This window comes from Arachidicoccus sp. BS20 (assembly GCF_001659705.1).
GTDB lineage: Bacteria > Bacteroidota > Bacteroidia > Chitinophagales > Chitinophagaceae > Arachidicoccus.
This window is the reverse complement of record NZ_CP015971.1, coordinates 2,646,145-2,668,047: the sequence shown is the minus strand read 5'-3', so window position 1 is coordinate 2,668,047 and position 21,903 is coordinate 2,646,145. Positions and strand designations below refer to the sequence as shown.

Below are 21,903 nucleotides of genomic sequence, written 5' to 3'. Positions count from 1 at the left end.
CTATGAAACTATGTTTCTATGTGGTTAATTTTCGTTGGTATCTTTTCATAAACTTAATTTATGAGCAGCACAAAATTTTCTTTTTACAATCTTTGGAAAAATAAATCGTCGCATCAATTCCGCTATATGAATCCGACGGATAATGAATTGCGTCAAGACGCGGAAAAGTCCGTCATTACTGTGTTTGAGTATGACAGCCAAACTGTAAATGAATATCATTTGAATGAAATAAATGAATGCAGCCAGTTCATCAATTCTTCAAAAAATATCTGGATAAATATTGACGGCTTGCGCCGCACCGACGTAAAATCGCTTTGCGCCATATTTCAGATTGACCCTTTGATTGAAGAAGATATTTTAAGCATCGGTCAGCGTTCCAAGTCGGATATGTTTGACAATTTTGTTTATTGCCTTATGTTCATGCTCTCATACAGCGAAGAAAAAGATGTGTTGAACAAAGAACAAATTTCCCTGATACTCGGCAAAAATTTTGTGCTTACTTTTCAGGATGAAGCCGAGAAAGATTCTTTCGACAAAGTACGCCAGCGATTGCGCAATAAAGCAAATAAAATGCAGCAATACGGTGCAGATTTTTTATATTACGCTTTGCTCGATGCTATTGTAGATGATTACTTTATTGCGATGGATGTGTTTGCCGAAAAAGTGGAAAAAGCAGAAGACCAAACCATACACGATTTATCCAGAATAAGTATGCCGTTCATTTTGTTTTTACGGAAAGAATTGCTTGTTTTCCGCAGAACGATATATGCCGCACGCGACGTTATCAGCAGCCTGAATAAAAATGAAAACGAACTGTTTGATAAACGAACCTTGCGTTACTTAAAAGACATTTACGACCATATTTTTCAGGCAACGGAAATGGTCGAAAACTATCGCGAAGGTATGGCAAACCTGCAAGACTTACACATGAATCAGGCGAACCTGAAGATGAACGAGTCTATGAAAGTGATGGCAGTTGTTACCTGCCTGCTTGCACCGGCGGCTGTGCTTGGCGGCATATTCGGGATGAACTTTTCGCAAATGCCGTTTCTCCACGACCCTTATGGCTTCTATGTTTGCGCGGCGGCGATGTTGCTCATCCCGATTTGGATGATTTATGTTTTTAAAAAAAGAGGTTGGTTTTAGAAATAATATTTAACCGCATAGCGACATAGACATTTAGCCGAAGCATAAGAAGTAGGGATGTGTTTATTATGTAAACAGGCAGAAAATCTATTGTGTGCAACTTTATCTTTCGCTACGGTCATCTATACAAAAACTATGTTTCTATGTGGTTATAATTATTTCCAATTTTAATAGCCTTTTAATCAATCCTGATGAACCTGGAAAATAATTCGCTGTGTTTGACGAATCGCTACTCTTCTTCCGTTTTGCATGGCGGGAATCCAGTTGGGTCCGCGTTCAATTACACGCACGGCTTCAGCTGCCGCACCATAGTCGGGGTTGGGCGGATTCACTGCTTTCACGTCCGAAATACTTCCGTCCGTACTTACGAGAAAAGAGACCGTAATAGCGTATAAGCCAGCCGGCGCGCCATTATCTACGGGAACATTTTCCCTTAGATGGCTTAATAAATATTTGTGCCACGCTTCATCGCCGCCGGGAAACTTTGCCTCTATTTCTATGGTATGAAACTCGCTTTCTTCGTCGCCGTCGCCGGCAGCGTTAGTAAGCCCTTTGCCGTTGCCGCCAATGCCTTTTACTTCGGGTGGCGCAGAGAGCAACCCTTTAGCATTTTTCCCATTCTGTGTTATGGGTCCGATAGTTAGTTTTTCGTCCTGGCGTGGCGGTGCAACTGTAACATCTTTGTCCGGTGCAACTACAATTTTAGTGAGCTGGGTCATTTTGATTTTGGGCGCTGCTTCGGATTTTGGTGGTTTCGGCACTACGACTTTTTTCTTTTTAAGTGGCTTTACTTGCGGCAAAGGTGCAATGGTTACTACTGTTCCGCGAAGCGGTACGTGTGTTGCTATGTGTTTTGGGCTACGCAGTGCGATGAATAAAAATGCGGCAACTATTGCTATTGTAATTGCCATGGCAAACATGAGTTGTTTGCGGTAATTTTTGCGTAATGCGTAAGCGCCGTAGGATTTGTTTCTGTTTTCAAAAACAATGTCGAGCAGAGATGTCTGCAAAATTTTAGCTGCTTCCATTTTGTTCTTTTTAGTTTATTAATTAAATAATTAGACTATCACACAATTTTTTAGTCTGTGTAATAATGCTTCGAACAAAAACGGTTGCAACCCTGTTCCTTTATAAGATGATAAAAAGAGAATTTTCCATAAATATTTTGGATAAAAATTTTTAAAATAAAAAAGCGCCTTTATTAAAAGCGCTTTACAAATATGCTAAGGGGAAACATTAATTGTCCGAAAAGCCTGTATTGTCAAAATTGTCGTTGATGTTTGTTCCGGCAATTTCTTCGTCGCGGTTGTTGTTCCATTCGATAATGAAATTATTTCTGCCTTCGCCCACCCGTAAAGTCATAAAGCGCATTTGCGATAGCTCAAGCAGAGAAAGAAAGAGAAACAGCGCGTGAATCCTGTCTTCACATACCGAAAATATTTTTTCAAACGAAAGCGATTGCGCATTCTTCACTTCGGTTAAAACATATTCGCGGCTGCCTTCCATTGTGTGGTTGTAGCGGATAACGGTGTGAACGGGTTTATTGTTTCTATCATGCAGGCGCTGCATTACCTTTTCAAACGTTTTCATCAGTTTGTACAGATTGACAGTTTGAATTTCAGTTCCTTCGGCGGCTTCTTCGCCTATTTGGGTTAGTTCTTTTTGCAGGTTGCCGCGCTTCTGCATCATCTGGCGAAGCGATTCTTTCAAAGCGAGTTCCTGCGCCGCTTCTTTGAATTTTTTGTATTCGAGAATTTTATCTACAAGTTCCTGGCGCGGGTCTATTTCATTGCCCTGCGCGTCCACTTCTTTTCTTGGCAAAAGCATCTTTGCTTTGATGCGCATAAGCGTGGAAATAAACAGAATAAATTCGCTGCTTAGTTCAATGTTCAGATGTTCCTGATGATGGATATAATCAAGAAAATCGTTGGTAATTTTTGTAATGGGGATATTGTAAATATCCAGCTCGTCTCTTTCGATAAAGAAAAGCAAGAGGTCGAACGGACCTTCAAACTGCGGCAGTTTTATCTGAAAAGTATCCTGACTCAAATGTTTTTAATTTTTAAACAGAAAAACAAAATCCCGAAAATATTTTGTTCCGGGATTTTGCGAAAGTACGATATAATGATAATAAGTTATTTGCTTTTCAGCGCGTCTCTGATTTCAGTAAGCAGCGCTTCTGTAGGAGTTGGAGCAGGTGGTGCTGCATCAACCGGTGCCGGCGCTTTTTTCATTTTGTTGATAGCTCTAACCAGGAAAAACACAACCAAAGCCAGCAATAAGAAATTAATGGCAACCGTAATGAAATTTCCGTAAGCAAAGATGGATGTGTCGGCAATTTTGCGTGCCTCTTCCAGTTTTGTCCCGGGTGGTACATTGCCCTTCAATACGATGTACAAGCTGCTGAAATCGGGCTTGCCGATGATTGCGCCTACGACGGGCATAATTAAATCGTTAATTACACTGGTAACGATAGTGCCGAATGCACCGCCGATGATAACGCCTACTGCAAGGTCAATGGCGTTGCCTTTTACGGCAAATTCTTTAAATTCTTTTGCGAATCCCATGTTTTAATTTTTTGCGGGTGGATGAAATAGGTTATTCATTTCAAAAATAATAAATATTCAATATTTAAAAATTTTATTTTATCCTTATATTTATCCAAGGCTGTCGGCATAGGCTTTCAAACTGTCGAATTTTTTATCAATCAGAGGATTCGGGTACGGAACGTCAGGGATTGTTGTCGTTACAAAAACGGTTTCGTTAATACCGGCATTGCGTGCAAATTGCATATCGCTGAGGTTGTTTCCCACCATTACGCTTTTGGAAAAATCGATATGCGGAAAATCCTGCTTCGCCTGCAAAGCCATACCGGGTTTGGGTTTGCGGTTAAAAGCATCGTCTTCCAAATCGGGGGCAAAATATATTTTGTCGATTCTTCCGCCGGCGGGCTCAAGCACGCTTAACATTTTTTCGTTCATCCTGTGAAATTCTTCCAGGGACAAAAGTCCTTTGCCGATACTTCGTTGGTTGGTGCAGATGACGATGGTTCCGAAAAGTAAAGATAGTTTTTGCATGGCTTCCGGCACGCCCGGCAATACATTCATATTTTCCACGCCTATTACATAACCTATGCCATTAACTACATCTTTATTTAATACGCCGTCGCGGTCGAGAAACAGCGTCCATTCTTTATTTATCATGGGACAAATATAGAGAAAAGCGGGAAGGTTGTTAATGAAGAATACGAATCTGCCGACTACTTTACACATTAAAAAATTTATCAATGTTATGTGCCTTGTTCCATGTATGTAGGAGATTTTTTGAGAAATCCGGCTACACAATCGTTTGCTCAAATTTTGTTTATGGGTGTTAGTTGGTTGTATTTTATTATAGTTTTGTTTCACTTGTAATTGTTGTTATAATAATAACAAGGTAGAGACCCGATAGCCATTTTCTTAACTTGTAAATTTCGGTAACCAGACAATGAATACCATTATTAAGCTTAAAACAAATGACCTTACTTTTTTTAACCAAATGTATAACGATTACAGTGCCAAACTGTACGATTTTATTTACATGAAAACCAACTCGGAGTTTTATGCAAATGAGGTAGTACAAATGACTTTTATTAAGTTGTGGAAATCTCGGGAAGAGCTGAAAAACGATGTTCCGATGGGAGCCCAGATATTTCAGATGGCAAAATCGACGCTGATAGATGTGTTGAGAAAAACAGAGAAGGAAAGAATCAAAATCAATTCATTTGCCGAAAGCAGAGAAATGGAAAAAACATCCGGAAACGAATTGATTAATGGTTATAATGCCAAAAGAATTTTAGAAGACATTCTGAAACAAATGCCGCCCATGAGGCAAAAAGTGTTCAATTTGAGAATACAACATTTCAGCTATAAAGAAATTGCGTGCACATTATCAATCTCCGTTAAAACGGTAAATAAGCATTTGGAACTTGCAAGAAAACAATTAGAGCCATACCTCAACGTACTTTTTGTTTTGTTGTTCTTTTTTGTCAAATAATGTGTCCTTTTTAATATACATTATTTTTGTTTTATAAAAAACTTTTTCGGATAAAAATTTCTTCCGTTTTCTATAAATGAGCTTTTGAAAACGTTTTACAATTAAATACTTTTGTTTTGTGGTAGAGAAATTAATTAAAAAATATTTCAGCGAAAACGAACATTGCTCCGACGAGGAAAAGACAGAGATTTATCGATATCTGAAAAATCATCCGTCTGAATTTTTGGAATATTTTTCGGAAGACGAATGGAATATATTTCTGTCAACTATAAAACAAACACCCGGTAATGAAAAGATTTCATCAGATAACTTTTCGGATACTTCCCACCCACAAAAAAGCAAGGCAACATTTAAACGTATATACTTTACTGTTGCTGCAACTGCCGCCTGTATTCTGCTATTCTTTTTCATGGGTCAAAATAAAATCGGAAAACAAAGAATTATTGCTTCGAAAAATGTAAACGAGGTATTAAATACGCCACCGCCAATAAATATTAAGCACGAGGTTCCAATAATAACCAGGGAAAATCTTTCGGACAAAACAGAATATATAACCCTGCCCGATAGTTCCCGTGTTCAACTGTTTGCAGGAGGTAAAATAAGCTATAAGGAAAATTTTGATATTGAAAAGCGTGATATATTTCTTGTAGGAACCGCTGTTTTTAAAGTAGCCAAGGATGCCAAAAGACCCTTTACCGTCTTTTGCAATGAAGTTGCTACAACGGCGTTGGGAACAGAGTTTAAAGTAAACTCCAATGGAAATAAAATATCTGTAAAACTGATTGAAGGCAAAATATTGGTACGTTCTACACAAGCAGATTCTTCGACAAGTCACAAAATATATTATATGCTGCCCGGTAAAACAATACTGTTTGACAGAACGAAGAATACATTTGAAGAAGATGTAGCTTTAAATAATAAGCCAAGAGCTGTTTCTGTTGAAAAGTACAAACAATTTGACGATAGAAGCCTGGCGGAGGTTTTAAATTATTTGGCAGAGAAATATCGTGTCAAAATTATTTATCCGGAAAATAGTATTGCTCAGGTAAGATTTGTAGGAACGCTGTATGATAAAGAATCTGTCGAAAGTATTTTGGAAAATATTTCGCTTATGAACGGCATGAAGCTTTCTGTTGACAGCACTTCTGCAGTCAGAGTATTTACTTTGCGGTAATTTTTTGTGTACAAAATGGAACTTTCTTAGAGTGGTTTTCCGCCGTTATTGGTCTTGGCTCAGCAATGACCAATAACTAACCATAAAATTAATGTATAAGAATATTTTGATGAGTTATTGCAACGCCAAAAAGAATCTGCTTTATACCACCCTTTAAACAAAACCTGTATTAACAAATTATCTCACTATCACATAATAATTATTTTATATAATTTGTAGTTTTCAAAAAAAACTTAAATATTTTTTCACACCGATTAGGGTAAAAGGGTTAAATCTTTCGTAATACTATTATTAACGTATTAATAATTTGTTCAAGAAAGATTAAAAAATCCCTTATGAGTGAAAAACTAAAATACGGCTTGCTATTATTATTGTTCAGCTTAGGTGGCGGACTGCTTTATGCGCAGCAGAATGTAGCTGCATCCGGTATTGTACGCAATAAGTCGTCGCTAAGCCCGATTCCCTTTGCCAAGGTAAAAGCTGTCAAAGACGGCGATACCGTTTCTTCCGTTTTATCGGACAAACAGGGAAAGTTTATTTTTTATCAGTTGCCGGAGGGCAATATTGATTTTGCAGTAACGGCTGCCGGCTATGTTGTAAAAACTATACCCGGGCAAACAATCAAGAGTAATGAACCTCTTTCCATTCTTATCGATTTGGATTCCGTTCCGGCTGCCGGAGCTATACCCAAAAAGAGTGCACCTGTAACCGGTGCGCCCCAAGTATCAATTATAGGAACAGTAAGAGACACTACTTCTAAAATACTTAGCGGAGTAAGTATAACTGTGCCGGGTACCAAAATCGGTACTTTCACGGATAACAATGGTAAATATGTTTTGGATGTTCCGGTAAATAGTCCGGTGGTGTTCAGTTTTGTGGGATATGAACCGGACACTGTATTGTTTAACGGCAGTACCTCGAATGTAAATGTGGTATTGCATCCTGCTATAGTTTCTGCCGGTCAGGAAGTGGTTGTTACTGCCTTTGGGCAAAGACAAACAAAAGAATCTGTAACAGGCGCCGTTACGTCGGTAAAAGTTGAAGATTTGAAAATACCTTCCAGTAACCTTACCAATGCCTTAGCCGGCGCAGTGCCCGGTATTATCGCTTACCAGGCAAACGGCCAGCCGGGGTTTAATAACTCACAGTTTTTTGTGCGTGGTGTTGCCACTTTCGGTTACAGTGCAAGCCCGTTGATACTGATAGATAACATAGAATCCAGTTCTACCGACTTAGCAAATCTGCAGGTAGATGATATTTCATCTTTCTCTTTGTTAAAAGATGCGAGCGCTACCGCATTGTATGGCTCCCGTGGTGCAAACGGCGTGTTGTTGGTAACAACAAAAAGAGGAAAAGAAGGTAAGGTGCAGATGTATGTAAAATTAGAAAATTCTTTTTCGATGCCTACAAAGCAACTCTCCGTGGTTGACCCCGTAACTTATGAAAATTTATTTAATGAAGCAATTACCACCCGTAGTCCAACAACGCCGGAGGTATTTGATGCAAATAAAATATACAATACGGAACAAACGATGAAACATGCGCAGGGAAGCAATCCGTATGTGTACCCTGCCGAGAATTGGGAGGAGGATTTGTTTAAAGACCATACATCCAATCAAAGAGCCAATGTAAGTTTTCGCGGCGGCGGACAGGTTGCCACCTACTATGTTTCCGGCTCTTATAATCTGGACAATGGTATCTTAAAAGTAAGTCCCGTAAACAATTTTAATAACAACGTAAAATTGCAAAACGCTCAGTTTCGCTCCAATGTAGATATTAATCTTACTAAATCAACCTTGCTTTCAGTAGCATTATGGGGCAATTTTAATGATTATACCGGACCTATTACTTCCGACCCGTCGGGAGCCTCTGATTTGTGGCAAAGAATCATGTATGCATCGCCGGTATTATTTCCTGCTTATTTTGAGCCGGATTCGGCAAATATCTATGACAAATGGATTCTTTTCGGAAACTCAACATATTCGGCAGGAGGTACCAGTTCATTATATGATAACCCTTATGCAGACTTGCTAAAAGGCTATTCGCAATATTCCCAATCAACGATGAATGCGCAGGTTAATCTTTCTCAAAAATTAGATTTTTTAACTAAAGGGCTTGCATTCAAAGGAACATTTTATACGCAGCGCTATTCGTATTTTAACGCCGTAAGACAATACAGCCCTTATTATTACCAGGTAAGCCAGTATGATATTTATAACAATCAATACAAATTATCATGACTCAACAGTCAGCCGGGTCAAGCTGCCAGTAATTTAAGTTACACGCCTACTACACCCAGTATTACAACTCAGACTAGTTTTCAGGGAATACTCACTTATGATAGGTCTTTTGGGAAGCACAGGTTAAATGCTACTGCAGTAGGACAAAGCCAGCAGATATTATATTCCAATCCTGCTTCTGACGGAGTGAATACAGCATTGGAATTGTCGCTTCCGCATAGAAATCTGAACTCTTCTGTACGTTTAAGTTATACTTACGATAACCGTTATGTGATAGAGCCGAGTTTTGCCTATAACGGTTCCGAGCGTTTTTCAAGTGACCACAGGTTTGGCTTCTTTCCCACCATTGGTGCGGCATGGAATATTTCCAATGAGAAATTCTGGAAAGGCAAGAAAATAAACGATGTAATTACCAGACTGAAATTGAGAGGCTCTTACGGATTAATTGGTTATGATAATATATCGTCTGCACGTTTTTTCTATATGTCAAGTGTTAATCTCAACGGGGGAGCTCCGGCGACAACCGGCGTAAATGGCGTAGGTACATTTTCTGAAAATGGTGTAAGCATTACCAATTATGCCAACCCGGATGTTACGTGGGAAAAGTCCAAACAATTAGACCTTGGTATGGAGGTTTCTTTCTTTAACAGCCTGAACCTTACGGTAGATGTTTATGATAACCACCGTTCGGACATATATCAAAACCGTATTGATATTCCGACGTTAGGGCTTGAAGCAAGTGTTGGCGCCAACTTAGGTACGGCTACACAAAAAGGTATGGAGATTCAAATGGATTATTCAAAATCCATCGGGCAAGACTGGAGCTTTGTTGCAAGAGGCAATTTCACTTTTGCACAGAACAGATATGGGAAATATGAAGAGCCGGATTATCCTTATCCGTGGATGTACAAATCCGGGACACTCATTGGGCAGCAATTCGGCTATGTGGCAGACCGTCTTTTTGTAGATGATGCGGAAGCGGCAAATTCTCCCAGACAGCAGTTTACCTACAAAAATATTCCCGGAAATGCGGCAATGGGCGGCGACATTAAATATAAGGATATTAATAATGACGGTCAGATAAGCAGCTTTGACCAAGTGCCGTTGGGGTATCCGACTGTACCGGAAATCACTTACGGATTTGGCGGAAGCATACGATACAAGCAGTTCGACCTTGACTTCTTTTTCCAGGGCAACGCAATGGTTTCTTTCTTTATAGATGCAAGCTCAGTAAGCCCGTTTATACAACAGTACGATGGCAATGCCCAGTCGTTTATAGCTCAATCCAATGCACAGGTACTTACGGAATTTGCTAATAATCACTGGAGCCTGCAAAATCAGAATCTCTATGCAGAATATCCGAGATTGGGAACTACGGTCGCAGATATGGTAAATAACCTGCAGGCAAGCAGTTGGTGGATGCGCAACGGCGCTTTCCTCAGATTAAAATCTTTGGAAGCCGGTTACACGCTTCCCCGTAAGTGGCTCAAAACATTCCATCTAAGCAATTGCAGGATTTACTTCAGCGGAATGAACCTGCTCACTTTCAGCAAATTTAAAATGTGGGATGTGGAACAAGGAGGCAGTGGATTTGCATACCCTATCCAAAAAGTTTATAACGTAGGCATTAACCTTACTTTATAACGTATTAAATTATCAAGGATTAAAATATAAAATAAAAGATATTTTATGAAAAAAGTAAAGAATATATTTTTAATTATAGTGGTGGTAATGTCCTGTGCTTCATGTAAAAAGTACCTGGATATTGTTCCGGACGATGTTGCTACCATAGATATGGCATTTGATAACAGAAATGATGCCTTAAATTATCTGTATACCTGTTACAGTTATATGCAGTCGCAGGAAACATTATATGCAAATCCCGGATTTACAACTTCAGGAGAAATTATAGACAATACCTTAGGTGCCGGCGATTATATTTTCAGCAACCCTGCAATATGGCGTTATCTGCGTGGCATACAAACGGCGGATGCTCCCGTGTATGACAATTTTGAGAACCTTTATAAAGCCATCCGTAAATGCAATACTTTTCTTGAGAATGTTGACAAGCCGGTAGATCTTACCCAAGGCGAGAAAGACAGATGGATAGGTGAAGTCCTTTTCTTGAAAGCCTATTATTATTTTCTGTTGCTGCGTCAATACGGACCTGTGCCTATTGTAAAAGAAAATATGCCCATCAACACTCCGACGGATGAGGCAAAAATCCCCAGAGCACCATCGGATAGCGTGTTCAGTTATGTAGTTCAATTATTGGATAGTGCAGCAGCCGTGTTGCCGCCGACTATATCTGCCGTAGCAGAATACGGCAGGGCTACCAGTATTATGGCACTTGCCTTGAAAGCAAAAGCATTGGTAACACAGGCAAGCCCCCTATTTAATGGCGATCCGAATGAAGCAAAGCTAAAAGGATCCGACGGCGAACAACTTTTCCCCGCGACAGCCGACCCGAATAAATGGAAGATTGCAGCAGCAGCATGCAAAGCTGCGGTAGATGCTGCCCATCAAAATGGTATTTATCTCTATTACAGCAATCCCACATCGGTTGTTCCCAACGCAATAAGGCAACAGTTCTCGATACAAGACCCTATTACCGGACCTCAGTCTTTGCAGATACCTGAAAATATCTGGCCCGGCAATGTAGCCGTAACAAGTGGCCTGCAGGCAGCCTGGATGCCTGATTTGCCGGGAACTTATGTTTCAGGGGGAGCAGATGAAGGAACTACGCAGTTGGCAGTACCCGAGGCAATAGCAGAATTATTCTACACAAACAACGGTGTTCCTATCAACGAAGACAAAAATTATGATTATAACAACAGGTATTCAATCACGGCAGCACCGAGTGATAACATTACCAAATACCAGGTACACGCCGGCTATAACACTATAAAATTGCATTTAAACCGCGAGCCGAGATTTTATGCCGATCTTGCTTTTGATGGAGGAGTATGGTACGGTTTCGGCGTAACGGATACTACGAAGCTCCAGTATCAAAATGCGCTTACTCCCACTTATGGCAATAATCTTACCGGCTATTGGCCCAAGAAACTGACTCCTTATACCACTTCCGGTCTGTCTTCCAACCTTGTATATTCTACCTATTACCCGCCGGTAATGAGGTTGTCGGATTTATATCTTTTATATGCAGAAGCATCAAATGAAGCGAATGGTCCTACCGCAGATGCCTACGCTTATGTCGATTCCGTACGTGTACGCGCAGGTTTACAAGGCGTGGTTGAATCCTGGTCGCAATATTCCAATAATCCCAATAAGCCACTCTCTCAGTCCGGCTTACGATCAATTATTCATCAGGAAAGAAGAATTGAACTGTGCTTCGAAGGCGAAATCGGTTGGGACTTACGCCGGTGGAAGGAATACGTGCCATTGTTTGCAGGGCAGTCTGTCCGAGGATGGAGCGGTTTTGTACATGTTACTACACCGCAGCAGTATTATCAGTTTTTTGTTGCTTTTGTCCCTTATATGTCTACAAAGGATTATTTCTGGCCCATTAATACCAATACTTTGATTAACGATAACCAATTAGTTCAAAATATCGGTTGGTAAAAATAAATTCTTGTACAGAAAAATAAAAAATTAATGAAGATGAAATGCCCATAAATCTTCGACATACCCAAAGCGGTAATTGTTTTAACGGCATTCCATGTGACAATTTAAAAAATATAAAAAAGAAACACATGAAAAAGATGTTCAATAATATAAATCTGTATCAATGCCTTTGCTTGCTTGCTATACTTTTTGTATCGTGCAATGGCAAGAGCGATTTCAACATTATAACTTCCGGCGATAAAACAAAGCCGGGCGTTGTAACCAATATAAAAGTAACCAATACACCGGGAGGTGCTAATATTTCTTACACACTTCCTAATTCGCCCAATGTTTTATATGTGCAGGCAACTTACATCAGCAATGACAGAAATGTGGTACAGACCAAGAAAGCAAGCTACCTGTTAGACTCTATGAGATTGCGCGGATTCCAGAAAAGCCAAGACTATAAGGTATCTTTGAAGGTAGTAACCAATGCGAATGTATCTTCCGATTCTGTTGTTGTTACCGTACACCCGGAGACTCCGCCATATTTGATTGCCAGCGAGACAGCTTCTTTAACTCCTGATTTCGGAGGTCCTTATGTAACTGCGATAAATACCGATACATCGGAGGCAGTTCAATATGTAATTCTTTATTTCGATTCAACAACACAAACTTATCAGCATTTTTATCAGGCATATTCAAAAGACAGCCTGATGGAATATAATGTGAGAGGATTTCCCAGCGAGCCGTCCAAATTTGCAGTTTATTATACTGACCAATACGGCAATGCTTCCGATACAACTTATTCGACACTTACGCCGCTGCCGGAAATAAAATTAGATAAATCTCTGTTCCGTACTTATGTGTTGGCTTCTGATGCGCCGGCAAACTGGCCTGTAAGCCAACTCTGGGATGAACGTTACAGCGCGGACGGCGGCAGCGATGCATCAAGTGACTGGCGCGGCATCTCAACAACCGGTTTTCCTGTGGTGTGTACTTTCGATATGGGCGTAACAGCCAAACTAAGCCGCTTTATATACTGGCCCCGACTCGGAACGTGGCCCTGGCAAAACGAGAACTGTCAGCATTTTGCCATTTGGGGAAGCAATGTTGCTAATCCGCATGATGCACAATTGCCATTGCAATCCGAAAGAGGAGACGTTGTGGGCGACTGGACGAACCTGGGCAATTTTGAACCGCCTGCAAAACCATCCGGCTTACCTATGGGACAGACTACTGCGGCAGACCAGGCGTTTGCGGCTGCAGGTTTTGAATATGGTCTCAGTTCGCAAAACCCGCCGGTAAGATACATCCGATTTGAAGCGTTGGACAGCTATACCGGTATTACCAATAACATTACTGCAGAGCTTACATTTTATGGTAATACTGCGTGGTAATCTTATCAAATTTATTTAAAGCTTTAATACAGAAGATATGAAGAATATAAAAATATCGGGTTTAATTATTTTCAGTGTCGCGCTTTTATTGCAGGCGTGTACCAAGTCTACTGACTATCGTAAATACTACGCTTACGGGCAGGATGTATATCCCGCTACTGCGCCGGATTTACACGCATACGGCGGACTGAACAGATTGCTGTTGGTTTGGGGTCCACAGGTTGACCCGTCGGTAGTGAAGTATGAAATTTACTGGAACAACGGCGGCGGAGCCGATTCTATGTCGTACACTCCTCCTTCCGGAAAAACCGGGCTTGACAGCGTTTTTATTGATAACCTTTCCGAGACGGATGTATATACAATTAGTATTTATTCTTATGATGCGAAAGGAAACAAGTCAATACCCGTAGAATTGCAGAATGCAGTTGTATACGGTTCGATATACAGCAGTAATCTTACCAACAGAGGATTTACTTACGATTACTTTGGAGGAGGCAATGACACAACTTATCTTAACTGGTTTGCAAACACCGATACCTCAAACCTTACTACTAAGGTCTGGTACACCGATAAATCCGGAAAAGTTCAAACCATTTTCATTCCCGCCGACAGTAGTGGTCTGATGAAAATTCCAAATATGGTACTCAATTCTACAGTGTACTACCAATCCGGGTATAAACCATCAAGCAATTCTCCCGATACTTTTTATACTTCTAAGCCTGATACATTAATTGTAAACTATCGTTTTGCCGGAACATATACTTGGACAGCTTTAAGCGGTAATAATGTAAACTCCGGTACATCAACTGTTATTTTATCAAGCAGTACGGATAACCCTTTCCGTTTAAATGCTGCATATCTGGCTGGTTATTCCGGTTATAGTGCATACCCGCCTTCATATAATATTGATCTTTCAACATATAAAGTTACAGTGGATTGTCCAGTCTTAGACGTATCGGGTTATTCTGATTTCCGGAATAATTTCAATCCGAAAACAGGTGTGATCACTGCCTGGTGGCAAGATCCTTACGGAGATGTTATGAATGAAACTTATACTTTTCTTAATCCGTAAGAATAAATATTAATGCTGTGGTTGTGTTCGCACAAATCCGATATTATGGGAGGTTATAAAAACAATAGCATACCCTTTGCCATAAAACAAGCCTGCTCCCTGTGGGCGGGCTTTTTCAACCGCTGTTGCGTAATAAAACACGCGAATTCCGTTACGCTTCGGCACAGTTTGGTTATACAATACGCGTATTCCACCATAGGAATAATGTATTGCATGCCGTTAATCGCGCGTTCCGTGTCGGAAATAGCGTGTCCGCATATTGGAATACTATCTCTGTCAGCTTTGTGTAATTACAGTGAAACTTATTTATTTCAGGGTTTATCAGATTTTTCATACTGAAAAACGTGACTTATCCGATATGCAGATAATAACCGGTAAGGAAACTGCTACACAATCGTTTGTCCGGATTTCTTTCTGATTCTGCTGTTTTTTGTTGTAACACTTTTATTTTTATAGCCGGCGGAGATTGGTAAGTATCTCTAAATACTTCTTTATGAAATATTTTCTTAGGCATCAAGTACTATTAACGGCAGTGTTATTAATAACGAACCAGTCAAAGGCGCAAACCGGCGACAGCGTTATACAAAGTCTTTCGCAAAAAATAACTATCGGCCAAAATAAAATCGAGTTGCCCGCTGCTCCTGCAGGCTATAAATTAATATACAAGGGCAGCGACCATTCGTCAATTATCGATACCGCAGGCGATGTGCATGTTCCGTTGGTGAATACCGATGTTGAATTGTACCTGAATCTTGTAAATGAAAAAAACGATACAGATATTACGGATATTTCAAAAAAAATAAACGTTTCCGGTAAATATACAGATGAAGGAACCAATCCAAAACCTTTCATAATTCCCTCGTTGCAGGAATGGTACGGCGACAAAGGAGAGTATATTTTCTCATCGGCCATAAGGATTATTGCCGATGCATCTTCCAAAGAAACGATGCAAGCCGCCACAATCTTACAAAAAGATATTAAAGAAGTAACAGGGTTACATCTGCAAATCGCAGACGCCAAAGCGCAGAAGGGCGATATCTGTTTATCCCTGAAAGAAAAAGACCGTTCAATTGGCAGCGAAGGTTATTATTTTTCTGTAAGCGATAAAATTAAAATAAGCGCAACGGCATATCAAGGACTGTTTTGGGGAACAAGAACGCTGTTGCAGTTATTGTCAAGGTCAAAAAATATTCCTCAAGGAACTGCGAGGGATTATCCCCAATTCAAAGTAAGAGGGTTTGTCCTGGACGACGGGAGAAAATTTTTCAGTTTAACGTTTCTGAGGGATTATGTAAAGCTCCTGTCGTATTATAAGATGAACGATTTCCAGATTCATTTGAACGATAACGGCTTTAATTCTTTTTTCGGTTACAACTGGGACAGCACCTATTCGGCGTTCAGATTGGAAAATGAAAGCTTCCCGGGTTTGACCGCCAAAGACGGCTCTTACACGAAGCAAGAGTTCCGTGATTTACAAAAACTGGCCGATGAGTACGGTGTGAATATTGTTCCCGAAATAGATGTTCCTGCGCATTCGCTGGCATTTACCAAAGCGGTTCCTGCTATCGGAAGCAAGGAATACGGGCGCGATCATTTGGACTTGCACAATCCGCTTACCGATTCCGTTATCCAACAAGTGTTCAGGGAATATCTGGAAGGTCCTCATCCTGTGTTTACCGGCCCTGCAGTAAATATAGGGACAGACGAATATAACAAAAAAGATGCGGAGGCTTATCGGGCTTTTACAGATCGTATGATAAAATTTGTCCAGTCTTACGGAAAAGAAGTGAGAATGTGGGGTGGTTTAACCTGGTCGCCGGGAAAGACGCCTGTACGAAGCAAGGGCGTTACAATAGATATTTGGTCTAAGGATTTCTCTGAACCGCGCGAAATGAAAAGACTGGGTTTCAGACAAATCAGTACACCGGATGCCTGGTTGTATATCGTGCCGGCTGCCGGCTATTATTACGATTATCTCGACCTGAAAAAGCTTTATAATGAATGGTCGCCTCTGGTTTCTGTGGGTAACGTTCATTTCAAAGCAGGCGATCCTACCATTGAAGGGGCTGCTTTTGCCGAGTGGAACGATGTCGTGGGCAACGGTGTAAGCGAAAAAGACGTAAACGACCGTGTTTTTCCTGCCGTGCAGGTATTGTCGCAGAAAATGTGGAACGGCAACAAACCCAAAATGGCATTTGATGCATTTAAAGACTCAAGCTTGTTGGTTGGGGAAGGCCCCGGACTCAATATTCGCGGAAGGTTGCCGGATAGCACTTTGTATTTTAGTTTTGACAAAGCCGGCAAACAAATAAAAACGGTAAATGCTTCTTTTGTAAAAGGCTTGAAAGGGCACGCACTTTTATTCGACGGGAAAAATAGTTATGCCGAGCTTCTTGTTACAGAAGCCGGTTATAATTACACCGTTTCTTTTTTCATCAATCCTTCCGGTAATAATAATGACAATGCTTCTATATTTTCATCGCCGGATGCGGTGCTTAAACTTAAACAAGGCAACTCCGGATTAATGGGCTTTTCAAGAGACGGCTATAATTTTAGCTTTAATTATGCCGTACCGGCAAATGTATGGACACACATAGTTATAGCCGGAACAAATAAGGGTACGGATTTGTATGTAAACGGTAAATTGCAAGATCATCTTTACGATCATTTTATTCAATTCCATGATAAGGACAGCACCAAAAGAAGATTGGTCGAAACTTTATTTTTCCCGCTTCAGCAAGTAGGTGGTTTTAATGGCAAAATAGATGAACTGAAGATTTGGAACCGTGTTCTCTCTGAAACTGAAATCAGAAATATGAACTGAGAAAATACATGGTAAATTAGTAAAATATTTTTTCACATAAAATAAATAGGGACAGGCTAATTAATATTGCTTGTTGTAACCTATTTTTATTTTAATTTAAAAACAATTATAATGATGAATAAAAAAATATTGTTTGCATTTCTGCTTACGTTTTGCTTGTTTGTAACAGTTATCAGCGCGCAAAAAATAGCGCCGCCCAAGCCTTACGGCGTATTGCCCAATGAAAACCAGTTGAACTGGCAGGAAAATAATTTGTATGCTTTTATTCATTTCGGACTCAATACTTTTACTGATAAAGAATGGGGTTATGGCGATGAAGACCCTGCGCTTTTCAATCCCAAACATTTCGATGCCGACCAAATTGTACGCAGCATCAAGCAGGGCGGCTTTACGGGCATTGTGCTTACGTGCAAGCATCACGATGGTTTTTGCTTGTGGCCCACCAAAACCACAGAACATAATATTACAAAAAGCCCGTTCCGCAACGGCAAAGGCGATTTGGTAAAAGAAATCGAAGAAGCCTGCCGTAAATACGGATTGCGCTTTGGCGTATATCTCTCGCCCTGGGACAGAAATAATCCAAGCTACGGAACGCAGGATTATGTAAACAAAATATATCGCGAACAATTAAAAGAATTGCTTACCAATTACGGACCTGTTTTTGAAATATGGCACGATGGCGCCAACGGTGGAGACGGCTATTACGGCGGTGCGCGAGAAGAAAGAAAAATAGACCGCACTACTTATTACAACTGGCCGAGCGTGTGGCAACTGGAACGGAAATTACAACCGCACGCATTGATTTTCGGCGACATAGGTGCCGACCTTCGCTGGGTGGGCAATGAACAAGGCTATGCCGGAATCCCCTGCTGGCAAACGTTTACACCAATATCCAACATTCCCGGTAAAGCGCCGTCAAATGGAACTATTAAGTCCGAACTTTCAACAAATGGTACACGTAACGGACGATACTGGATGCCGGCGGAGTCTGACCTTTCTATACGTCCGGGATGGTTTTGGCATCAGAGTCAAAACGATAAAGTGCGTTCTGTAGCAGATCTGTGGAAACATTACCTGGTTACTGTTGGTCGTGGTGCTGCGTTAATATTGAATGTGCCGCCGGACAGAGACGGATTGGTTTATAAAACAGATTCCATTAACTTAAAAGAATTTGGGGATGTTCTCAAAGAAACATTCGCCGTAAACCTTGCGAAAGGCGCACGCATCAAGGCTTCCAACGTTCGCGGCAATGATAATAAACACTACGGAACAAAAAATTTATTGGACAATGATCAATTTAGTTATTGGGCTACAGATGATGATATTCACACACCTCAACTCACTATAACGCTGCCCGAAGCAAGGACATTTGATATTATTCGTTTGAAAGAAAATACAAAACTCGGTCAGCGTATTGATTCTGTTTCCATTGATGCTTTTATCGATAATCAATGGCAAAACATTGCAGGCGCTAACAGCATTGGCAGTGAACGACTGGTACTGCTGAACAAAAAAATTACGACAAACAAATTAAGATTGACCGTTGTAAAATCGCCGGTATGCGTGGCTTTGAGCGATTTCGCCTTATTCAGTCAGCCTGATTTGAGTGAATATGAAACTGTTCGTAAGAAAGAAAAAACCGTTTCAAAATCGGATTGGAAAATTACCAATATCAAAAATGCAAATGCCATTATTGATAATAACTCCGCAACATTCTGGCAAAGCAACAATGCAAATTTCCCACAGAATGTAATTGTTGATTTAGGCAAAACAAAAACCATTTCTTCTTTCAGTTATTTGCCAAGACAAGACAATCAAACCGGCGGCATTATCGACAGATATGAACTTTCTGCAAGCGCTGACGGAAAAACGTGGAGCAAGCTTTCATCAGGCGAGTTTTCCAATATAAAGGCAAGCCTTAATTTACAAACTGTAACATTTTCGGCTACAGTTAATGCAAGGTATTTTAAATTCGGCATTTTGCACACCGTAGATAATCAAAGTCCAACTATTGCAGAACTGGGATTTGAATAAGACGTTTTTGCTTTTAACCAAGATAAAAAATTACGGATGAAAAAGGGCATGCCAGTTATCATTTTTATTGTATGTAGTTTATCTGTACAAGCTCAGTCTTTGCCCGGGTACAACATTACATTTGCTTCATTACCGAAACGCTGGGACGAAGCTTTGCCTTTGGGCAACGGAATGTTGGGCGCGCTCATTTGGCAAAAAGGCGATGCTCTGCGTTTCTCCATAGACAGAGCCGACTTGTGGGACGAAAGGCAAGCGCTCGATATTTCTAAATTCAATTTCAAATGGGTAGAACAGCAAGTAATGAAACATCAATACGACACCGTTCAGCAGCTCGGCGATGTGCCTTACGACGCTATTCCCTACCCTACCAAAATACCCGCCGCCGCGCTGGAGTTTAATATTGCTTCTTTAGGCGAAGTAAATTCTGCTTCGGTGGATATTGCTACGGCAACGGCAAAAGTTATTTGGAAAAACGGTGCAAAATTAGATGCTTTTATTCACGCAACAGAGCCGTTTGGCGCGTTTCGGCTTATACACGTTTCTCCCGGAATATTGCCGCAATTATTAATGCCCGCTTATCAACTTAAAAAAGAAAATAATGGCAACAGTACGGTTAATGGTCAGGCTTTGGTTAATTTGGGTTATGCCAAGGGAATGGTTGAAAAAGATAAACATCATATCACTTACATACAACCCGGCAGCAATGGTTTTCGTTATGAAGTAAGCATTTCGTGGAAATATAAAAACGATACGCTCGAAGGCATTTGGAGCATCGCTTCTTATCAAAAAGACGAAAAAAAAAATTACGTTGCCGAGAAAATATGTACGGATAAATTAGCGCACGGCTATCAAAAAATATTGCCTTCGCATGTACAATGGTGGAAAAATTATTGGGCAAAATCATCGGTAGAAATTCCCGATACCTTATTGCAAAAACAATATTATTCAGAGCTATACAAATTTGGCTGTGTTGCCCGCAGAGGCGCGCCGCCCGTAACTTTGCAAGCTGTGTGGACTGCCGACAACGGTTTGCTTCCGCCCTGGAAAGGCGATATTCACAACGACCTGAATACACAGTTGAGCTATTGGCTTTCATTTGCCGGCAATCATTTGCAGGAAGCGGCTTCTTTCACCGACTGGCTTTGGAATGTGCGTGAAGAAAACAAAAAATTTACGAAGCAATATTTTCAAACCGATGGCTTGAATGTTCCCGGTGTGGCAACGCTTTCCGGCAAACCGATGGGCGGATGGATTCAATATTCTTTATCTCCTACGATTAGCGCGTGGCTCTCTCAATATTTTTACTGGCAATGGAAATACTCGATGGACAAAAATTTTCTAATGCGGCGGGCGTATCCTTATATACATGATGTAGCTGCGTATTTGTCGGAAATTACAGTGTTGAAAAATGGAAAGCGTGTATTGCCATTAAGCTCAAGTCCTGAATATCACGACAATGATATTTCTGCTTGGTACACACAGGGAAATACCAATTACGATGTGGCGCTCATGCGTTTTGCTTTTGGCGCCGCAGCCGAAATAGCCGAAGCTGCAGGTAAAAAAAACGAGACGGAACAATGGAAAAAAGATTTGTCGCAGCTTCCGCCACTGGCTGTTGACAGCACTGGTTTGATGATGGCGCCCGGCGAAGACAGAACGGTTTCGCATCGTCATCATTCCAACCTGATGGCAATTTTTCCTTTAGGTTTATTAAACCCCGAACGTTCTTCGGACAAAGCTGTTATCGACAGCTCGCTGCATTGGCTGCAACATACGGGAACGCGCGAATGGTGCGGCTACTCATTTAGCTGGGCTGCGTGCTTATATGCCCGTGCAAAAGACGGAGAAAATGCTGCAAAAGAGTTGCGCATTTTCGCAAGCAATTTTTGTTCGCCCAACAGCTTTCATTTGAACGGCGACCAGAAAGGCGGACAATTTTCCGGCTTTACTTACCGACCTTTCACATTAGAAGGCAATTTTGCTTTTGCAGAAGGCGTGCAACAAATGCTGTTACAAAGCTATTCCGGTGTTACAGAGGTTTTTCCCGCTGTGCCGGACGGGTGGAAAAATATATCTTTCAATAATCTTCGGGCAGAAGGCGCTTTTCTTGTAAGTGCAAAGAAAAATAATGGTGTTGTTTCCGAAATAAAAATCGTTTCGGAAAAAGGCGGAACAGCTCTATTAAAACTTCCTTTTAAAATCCAAAATATTGAAAAAAAGCAGGGCGTTGTTTCAACAGAAATAACCAATGGGCTGATGAAAATTGTTTTCCAAAAAGGAGGAACAATTGTGCTGAAAAACGATTAATATAAAAATTGTTTTGCAATGTTCTGTTCTTTAGGATTTACAAATATGACAAAGCCGGTTTCAAAGAACCACATTACGCAATCGTTTCCCAAAAACTTATGTTTGTT

General features: G+C 40.7%; 13 protein-coding genes and 1 pseudogene. 10 read left to right on the top strand and 4 right to left on the bottom strand.

The genetic code is table 11. The features are described from left to right. The first annotated feature begins 60 nt into the window (after positions 1–60). Positions 61–1,146: a magnesium/cobalt transporter CorA gene (corA, locus tag A9P82_RS11780; protein WP_066208046.1), complete on the top strand. Its 1,086-nt coding sequence runs from the start codon at positions 61–63 to the stop codon at positions 1,144–1,146. Positions 1,147–1,328: 182 nt separating this feature from the next. Here the strand turns inward: corA and A9P82_RS11775 are convergent, their stop codons facing one another. The 4 genes from A9P82_RS11775 to A9P82_RS11760 all read right to left on the bottom strand — a co-directional run bounded on the left by A9P82_RS11775 (position 1,329) and on the right by A9P82_RS11760 (position 4,349). Beyond that, positions 1,329–2,174, bottom strand: a complete 846-nt coding sequence (locus A9P82_RS11775; RefSeq protein WP_066208044.1) for an energy transducer TonB — start codon at positions 2,172–2,174, stop codon at positions 1,329–1,331. 208 nt (positions 2,175–2,382) lie between these two features. Continuing rightward, positions 2,383–3,195, bottom strand: a complete 813-nt coding sequence (locus A9P82_RS11770) for a segregation and condensation protein A (protein ID WP_066208042.1) — start codon at positions 3,193–3,195, stop codon at positions 2,383–2,385. 86 nt (positions 3,196–3,281) lie between these two features. Further along, positions 3,282–3,713: a large conductance mechanosensitive channel protein MscL gene (gene mscL, locus A9P82_RS11765; RefSeq protein ID WP_066208040.1), complete on the bottom strand. Its 432-nt coding sequence runs from the start codon at positions 3,711–3,713 to the stop codon at positions 3,282–3,284. Positions 3,714–3,803: 90 nt separating this feature from the next. Then, positions 3,804–4,349, bottom strand: a complete 546-nt coding sequence (locus tag A9P82_RS11760) for a D-glycero-alpha-D-manno-heptose-1,7-bisphosphate 7-phosphatase (RefSeq protein WP_066208037.1) — start codon at positions 4,347–4,349, stop codon at positions 3,804–3,806. Positions 4,350–4,632: 283 nt separating this feature from the next. Here A9P82_RS11760 and A9P82_RS11755 point away from each other — a divergent pair, with 283 nt between their 5' ends. From A9P82_RS11755 to A9P82_RS11705, 9 genes and pseudogenes are all read left to right on the top strand, one after another. Then, the gene (locus A9P82_RS11755) at positions 4,633–5,181 is read left to right on the top strand and encodes an RNA polymerase sigma factor (RefSeq protein WP_066208035.1); all 549 of its coding nucleotides are present in this window, start codon (positions 4,633–4,635) and stop codon (positions 5,179–5,181) included. A 118-nt stretch (positions 5,182–5,299) separates the two neighbouring features. Further along, positions 5,300–6,355 carry a FecR family protein gene (locus tag A9P82_RS11750; RefSeq protein ID WP_066208032.1) on the top strand — a complete coding sequence of 352 codons (1,056 nt, stop codon included), beginning with the start codon at positions 5,300–5,302 and terminating at the stop codon, positions 6,353–6,355. A gap of 335 nt (positions 6,356–6,690) precedes the next feature. Continuing rightward, positions 6,691–10,239 (top strand): annotated as a pseudogene (locus tag A9P82_RS15885) (SusC/RagA family TonB-linked outer membrane protein). A gap of 45 nt (positions 10,240–10,284) precedes the next feature. After that, entirely contained in the window at positions 10,285–12,177 is a 1,893-nt protein-coding gene (locus A9P82_RS11735) for a RagB/SusD family nutrient uptake outer membrane protein (protein WP_066208023.1), read from the top strand. A 131-nt stretch (positions 12,178–12,308) separates the two neighbouring features. Continuing rightward, positions 12,309–13,559, top strand: a complete 1,251-nt coding sequence (locus A9P82_RS11730) for a DUF5000 domain-containing lipoprotein (protein ID WP_197492160.1) — start codon at positions 12,309–12,311, stop codon at positions 13,557–13,559. A gap of 37 nt (positions 13,560–13,596) precedes the next feature. After that, a complete protein-coding gene (locus A9P82_RS11725) occupies positions 13,597–14,631 on the top strand; it encodes a DUF4998 domain-containing protein (protein WP_066208022.1) in 1,035 nt (344 codons plus the stop codon). A 493-nt stretch (positions 14,632–15,124) separates the two neighbouring features. Continuing rightward, entirely contained in the window at positions 15,125–17,455 is a 2,331-nt protein-coding gene (locus tag A9P82_RS11715) for a family 20 glycosylhydrolase (RefSeq protein WP_082915328.1), read from the top strand. 111 nt (positions 17,456–17,566) lie between these two features. Further along, a complete protein-coding gene (locus A9P82_RS11710) occupies positions 17,567–19,489 on the top strand; it encodes an alpha-L-fucosidase (protein ID WP_066209888.1) in 1,923 nt (640 codons plus the stop codon). Between the two features lie 36 nt (positions 19,490–19,525). Further along, the gene (locus A9P82_RS11705; RefSeq protein ID WP_066208018.1) at positions 19,526–21,796 is read left to right on the top strand and encodes a glycosyl hydrolase family 95 catalytic domain-containing protein; all 2,271 of its coding nucleotides are present in this window, start codon (positions 19,526–19,528) and stop codon (positions 21,794–21,796) included. Positions 21,797–21,903 lie beyond the last annotated feature (107 nt).

What these genes read in the sequence shown, in the direction of transcription:
- corA (WP_066208046.1), top strand. Translation starts at nt 61, where the DNA reads ATGAGCAGCACAAAATTTTCTTTTTACAATCTTTGGAAAAATAAATCG.
- A9P82_RS11775 (WP_066208044.1), bottom strand. Translation starts at nt 2,174, where the DNA reads ATGGAAGCAGCTAAAATTTTGCAGACATCTCTGCTCGACATTGTTTTT.
- mscL (WP_066208040.1), bottom strand. Translation starts at nt 3,713, where the DNA reads ATGGGATTCGCAAAAGAATTTAAAGAATTTGCCGTAAAAGGCAACGCC.
- A9P82_RS11760 (WP_066208037.1), bottom strand. Translation starts at nt 4,349, where the DNA reads ATGATAAATAAAGAATGGACGCTGTTTCTCGACCGCGACGGCGTATTA.
- A9P82_RS11755 (WP_066208035.1), top strand. Translation starts at nt 4,633, where the DNA reads ATGAATACCATTATTAAGCTTAAAACAAATGACCTTACTTTTTTTAAC.
- A9P82_RS11735 (WP_066208023.1), top strand. Translation starts at nt 10,285, where the DNA reads ATGAAAAAAGTAAAGAATATATTTTTAATTATAGTGGTGGTAATGTCC.
- A9P82_RS11730 (WP_197492160.1), top strand. Translation starts at nt 12,309, where the DNA reads ATGAAAAAGATGTTCAATAATATAAATCTGTATCAATGCCTTTGCTTG.
- A9P82_RS11725 (WP_066208022.1), top strand. Translation starts at nt 13,597, where the DNA reads ATGAAGAATATAAAAATATCGGGTTTAATTATTTTCAGTGTCGCGCTT.
- A9P82_RS11715 (WP_082915328.1), top strand. Translation starts at nt 15,125, where the DNA reads ATGAAATATTTTCTTAGGCATCAAGTACTATTAACGGCAGTGTTATTA.
- A9P82_RS11710 (WP_066209888.1), top strand. Translation starts at nt 17,567, where the DNA reads ATGATGAATAAAAAAATATTGTTTGCATTTCTGCTTACGTTTTGCTTG.
- A9P82_RS11705 (WP_066208018.1), top strand. Translation starts at nt 19,526, where the DNA reads ATGAAAAAGGGCATGCCAGTTATCATTTTTATTGTATGTAGTTTATCT.